Genomic DNA, 4909 nt, shown 5'->3' with positions numbered 1-4909 from the left:
TCCTTGGCCGAGCACTCGATGATGTTGGTGCCATCGACGATGATCTTGCCGCGCTCCGGACGCAGCAACCCGATCAACGACTTCAAGAACACCGACTTACCGGTACCGGACGGCCCCAACAGCACGCTCACCTCACCAGGAGGCAGGTCGAACGTCACGTCCTCCCAAATTCGCTGGGGCCCGAAGGACTTCGTCAATCCCTCAACCTGAATACCGATGCCCACGCGTAATCCTCTCGAGCCGTTGTGGTGTCGTTGGTGCTGCTAGATGCAGCCGCTGGTGCAGATATCCGTCAGCGGTGGCGCGGCCGTTCGTGGATCCGCGGGATCGGCCGGTGGTTGCTGTTTGGTCAGATCGACGTCACCGTCCAGACTGGGCGCCATCGGCACGAAGCGGCAGAGAAACGAGACCGCCAGGGTGCAGGGATCGTCGCCTGGATCGGCCGCGGCCCGACCGGGTAGCGTCAAACCCGTTGACGCGAAACCAATCCAGGCAATCACTGCTGCAGCGGTCAGCCTCTTCCACCCGACCCGGCCAGCACGTCTTCCATCGTCAACCCCGATCGGCACGTCGATTCTCCCTTGTTCGGCGGTTACTTGATGGTGGTGCTCAGATCATTCGACATCGCGGCCAACTGCGGGCCCCAACTCGACCAGTCGTGCTGACCGCTCACCGGAATGTCGAAGTGACCGTTGTGGCCACCGGCGGCGGCGTAGTGGTTGTAGAAGCTGCGGTTGCTGCCTTGGGCCTGATCGCAATACCCGATCATGGCGGCGGGGTCACTGCACGTCACGGTGGCTGGACTGAAGACCCACAGCCGGGTGCCGTTGTCGACCAGCAACTGGATGTGCGCGTCGGGGTCGCGCCACTTCCAGCGGCCCAGCTGCGGCAGTCCCCACATGTTACGGGTGTCCACGCCGCCGTACTGCGCCAGGCCGGCGGTGATGGCGCCGTTGAACGTGGTGGCCGACGGGGTGAGGAACCCCGACAGCGAGCCCGCGAATCGATAACGGTCGGGGTGGAACTCGGCCATCATCAGGGCACCGGTACCGCCCTGGGCGGCTCCGACGATGCCGTGCCCACCGGGTGCGAGACCCTTGTTGGCGGCCAGCCAGTCGGGCAGCTCGCGGGAAAGGAAGGTCTCCCATTGGCGGCTGCCGTCCTGCTCCCAATCGGTGTATAGACTCCATGCGCCACCGGCGGGGGCAACAACCGAGATGCCCTTGCCGGCAAGGGTGTTCATTGCGTTGCCTGCAGTCACCCAGTTGCTGACGTCGGGGGCGGCGTCGAAGGCGTCGAGGACGACCACCGCGTGCGGACCGCCGGCCTGGAAGGCGACGGGAATGTCGCGGCCCATCGCCGCGGAGGGAACCATCAGGTACTCCACTGAGGCCGCCCGCGCCGTGGCTGCATTCCACAGGCACACGAATAGCAGGGCGGTCAGCCCTGCGCGCAAGAGAACGATCGTGAATCTCATGGCATGTGAACCTTGGTCGGCGTCAAATAGTTGGCGGCAGCGGAATCATGCTGTATGGGTGCGGATTTGAGTGACCTCATCCGACTGGCCCGATCCGCTTCGCGATGGTGGCGCCGAGGTCTATACGGGCGGGTAGGCCGGGGGTGGGTAAACCCCGCGTAGCGCCCATGGAAGCCAGTTGAAGAAGTATTCGATCTCGTCGCTGGCGTCATAATCGGGACTCGGATCCATCGGGCTTCGCTCCTTTTGCTGGCCGCCGGTGTCGGTGACGGGTGATGGGTGGACGTCACGTTGGTCGTCCGTATACCGCGACGACGACGGTGCGATCCAGGCTGTTCTCAGACCACACCCCCATCTGGGTGTTCGTGCAGTCCGACATGATGGCCATGTAATCGGGCCGGGAGTACCACTGGTTCAAGATCTCTATACCGCTGATGGCCAGCGCGGGGTTGATGGCGACCGTTTCGGTGGCGGTGCCGTGGTATCCCGCGGCGTTGGCGCGGTCCTGAGTGCTGGAGCCGTCGGAGCCGACGTCGCCGTCGAGATCGCGGTTGTTGAGGACGTCGTCGGTGTGCCATTGGGCGGCGAGTTGTAGTTGGGGGTTCACCACGACGTTGTTGGTGCACCCGTGCTGATGCTGGATGGTGTAGACATTGGCGACCACGCTGTTGTTGAGCCGTTTGTTGTCGGCGTGCGCGTGGGGGGCGTCGATGAGCGCACCTGCCGTGCAGAACGTGGCGAGCAGCCCCAGTGTCGCGACGGTGAAGCGTGTTCGCATCAAGTCACCTCCATCAGATGGGGTCGAAAGACGAGACGAGCCAACGGTTGTCCTCCTTCTGCAGCGTCACCCGGACGCTGGAGGTGGAGTTGGCGGGAGGATCCGAGCCGATGATCACCGTCTGGTTGACGAAGACGAGCACGACGGCGTGGTCGGCCGTGGTGCTCACCGACGCGGCCGCGGGCACGGTGGCCACCGCCGAGATCTGTTTTTGTTTGGCGCCGGGGATGACGACGTCGTGGGTCAGCGAGGTGTAGTCGTTGCGCAGGTTGCCGGTCAGCAGGTCACGCGCAGCGCCCAGGTCCCGTTCGACGGTGTCGGGGCGGTAGGACAGCATCTTGACGGTGGTGTCGGAGGCGGCGTGGATGGTGTCCGCAGCGGCCGCCTGGGAAAGGCGCATGGTCGTCGCTTGATACTTCAGGTAACCGGCGCCCGCGGTGATCGCCAGTGCCACGAACGGCAACACGACGAACACCAGGGCACGCAGATACCGTCGCGGCCGGTGAACCGGAGCCGCTGGCGGCTCGCCATCGACGACGGGCTCGTCGGTCAGATGCCGGTCACCGGTGGTGGTTTCGGCCTGAATGTCCTCCACCGTCGTCGGCGGCGGGTCGGGGGCGTGGTCGTCGCCTGGTGCGGCCTCTGGCGTGGGGTCGGGCGTCGGTTCCACCGGATCAGCGCGATGGCGTGATCGGGAGCGTCGTGTGAACGGTGTGATCATGGCACGAATCCCACGTTGGATACCTTGGCGCCGCCGGGGGTCTGCGTCACGGTGATCCGCATGCGCCATATCCGGGGATTCTGTTCGGGGGCTCCCGCGGAGCTGGTCTTCACCGATGCCGTGACCAGAAGCTGTGTGGTGTCGCCGTCAATGGACTCCACACCGGCCTCGGTGACCGAGCCTTGGGTCTTGGTTTGAGCTTGGCGCACCACATTGGCGAATGACGCGGCGTTGGTTTGGAATTCGTCGTGGAACGTGCCGACTGATCCGTCGAGGACGCGTTGGATGTCGGCGTCGACGGTGGCGTAGTCGATGCTGGTCAGGTTGATCGCCGCTTGCCGGCCGACCTGCAGAACGACATCGCGTTGCTGCTGCTTGTCGTGCGCTTGCACGGTTTGCCAGCCCAGCCAACCCGCCAGGGCAGCCACGGCGACGATGGCCACCGCTACGGCGATGGCTCCGGCGGTGAGGGTGGAGGGCCGCCACCGGCGCCGCCGCTGGGCCGTGGGGCCGGATTCCGTTGCCGCCGTGACCTGGTCGTCGCCCGCGGAGTCGGCGGGTGGCGCGTCGTCGGTGGACGGCCCGCGTCGATGCTCGTCGTCAGGCAGGTCGGCGTCGACCTGCTCGACGAGTGGTGTTGCCGTGGTACTAGTACTGGCTGCCATGTCGCCTTCTCCTCTGGGGGTCTCGCCCGGTCAGGATCAGCGGATGCTCATGGGGCGGGATCGGCATCGGTCACCTTTCTGTGAATTCGGCTGGTGCACGCCGTCGTAAGAGCAACGATCCCGGGCCGTAGGCGCGCTATCGCCCTCCCGCGGCGGGAGGTCGATCCCCAGTAGGGGTGATCGCCGTCGCGGTGCACCGCTACCGGGTACACGCCGTGGACGCTCATGACCCCGGGGGGAGCAGCATCGACTGCAAGCTCTTGTCCTTGGATGCCGAGTGGGCCAGGTCGGACTGGGTGTACTGCTGCCCATCGGGTCCGACGTAGGTGCCGGTTGCCGGGTCGTAGTTGGCGGTCGCCACGGCTGGTGCCGGTGCCGGCGGACCCTGCGGCGGTGGGGGCGTATCGGGTGGTCCCGGTGGCGGCGCGGCGCCAGGCGGCAGTTGTGGGATCCCCTGACCGGACAGGGTGGCGTTGGGGTCTCCCTTCCAGTTGTTGCCGTCGTTGAGGGGCACGAACTGCTCGTTGCTCTCACACAGCGCGACGCTCGGCGCGCGCTTGCCGGGCACCGTTTCGCACGGCGTGTTGCGCACGGCGCGGACGTTGTACTGCGAGTCCTGCGGCACCCGGCAGTACAGATCCCCCGCCGGGCGGTTGGGGTAGTCGACGAGGTTGGGCACCCGCCGCTGCTGGGCCGGGAGGAACCCGGTGGTGCAGGGTGGCGGCAGGTTCAGGTTGAGATTGAAGCTCAGGTATTGCCCGTGGTAGGCCTGCTTGGTATTCATGTTCGCCACCAGCCCGGCCTGCGTCGCGGAGATCACCTGCGGGAACAGGACCAGCAGCTGTTCGATGTCGGGCTGGTAGGTCAACGCGACCTGGCCGACGCTGACGAGGTTGGCGAGCAGGACCGGCAGAGTGGGCTGTAGCCGGTCGACCAGTTGACGTGCCGCGGCGGCCGCGGGTCCACCGCCGTCGATGAACCCGGCGACGGCGCGGTCGTGGGTTTGCAGTGATCCGGTGACGGTGGCGATGTGCGCGGCCCACGACTGGATCTCCGCGGAGGTATTGGACTGGGAGTCCAGCACCGGTTGCGCCTGATCGATGAGCTTGAGTAGCGGATCGAGGTTGTCGTGCGCGGCTATGGACAGGTCCGTCGAGCCCCGGACGATCTGGGACAGCTGCGGCCCCAGGCCGCCGACGGCGGTGTAGGACTCGTCGATGACGGTCTTGAGGTTGTCGTGCGGTATCGCTTGCAGCCCGGTGTTGGCC

At 66.1% G+C, this 4909-nt stretch carries 8 protein-coding genes; all 8 read right to left on the bottom strand.

The annotated features are described in order from the left end of the window. The coding region (locus ACRDUX_RS37970; RefSeq protein WP_526422230.1) for an ATP-binding cassette domain-containing protein at window positions 1–224 on the bottom strand (224 nt) is incomplete at its 3' end. A 39-nt stretch (window positions 225–263) separates the two neighbouring features. Further along, entirely contained in the window at window positions 264–467 is a 204-nt protein-coding gene (locus ACRDUX_RS37965) for a fibronectin-binding protein (protein ID WP_526422228.1), read from the bottom strand. Between the two features lie 125 nt (window positions 468–592). After that, window positions 593–1477, bottom strand: a complete 885-nt coding sequence (locus ACRDUX_RS37960) for an alpha/beta hydrolase (protein ID WP_526422226.1) — start codon at window positions 1475–1477, stop codon at window positions 593–595. 120 nt (window positions 1478–1597) lie between these two features. Next, window positions 1598–1708 (bottom strand): hypothetical protein, encoded by a 111-nt coding sequence (locus tag ACRDUX_RS37955; protein WP_526422224.1) that lies wholly within the window; start codon window positions 1706–1708, stop codon window positions 1598–1600. Window positions 1709–1763: 55 nt separating this feature from the next. Beyond that, window positions 1764–2255, bottom strand: a complete 492-nt coding sequence (locus ACRDUX_RS37950) for a CAP domain-containing protein (protein ID WP_526422222.1) — start codon at window positions 2253–2255, stop codon at window positions 1764–1766. A gap of 13 nt (window positions 2256–2268) precedes the next feature. Beyond that, a complete protein-coding gene (locus ACRDUX_RS37945; protein ID WP_526422220.1) occupies window positions 2269–2925 on the bottom strand; it encodes an Rv1363c family protein in 657 nt (218 codons plus the stop codon). A 47-nt stretch (window positions 2926–2972) separates the two neighbouring features. Beyond that, window positions 2973–3641 (bottom strand): Rv1363c family protein, encoded by a 669-nt coding sequence (locus ACRDUX_RS37940; RefSeq protein ID WP_526422218.1) that lies wholly within the window; start codon window positions 3639–3641, stop codon window positions 2973–2975. Window positions 3642–3864: 223 nt separating this feature from the next. After that, window positions 3865–4909 (bottom strand): Mce/MlaD family protein (locus ACRDUX_RS37935; RefSeq protein ID WP_526422216.1); only part of this gene is annotated, 1045 nt, incomplete at its 5' end.

The organism is Mycobacterium sp. (assembly GCF_050701675.1).
Lineage (GTDB): Bacteria > Actinomycetota > Actinomycetes > Mycobacteriales > Mycobacteriaceae > Mycobacterium.
The sequence above is the reverse complement of the archived record's forward strand: the minus strand, read 5'-3'. Positions and strand labels throughout refer to the sequence as shown.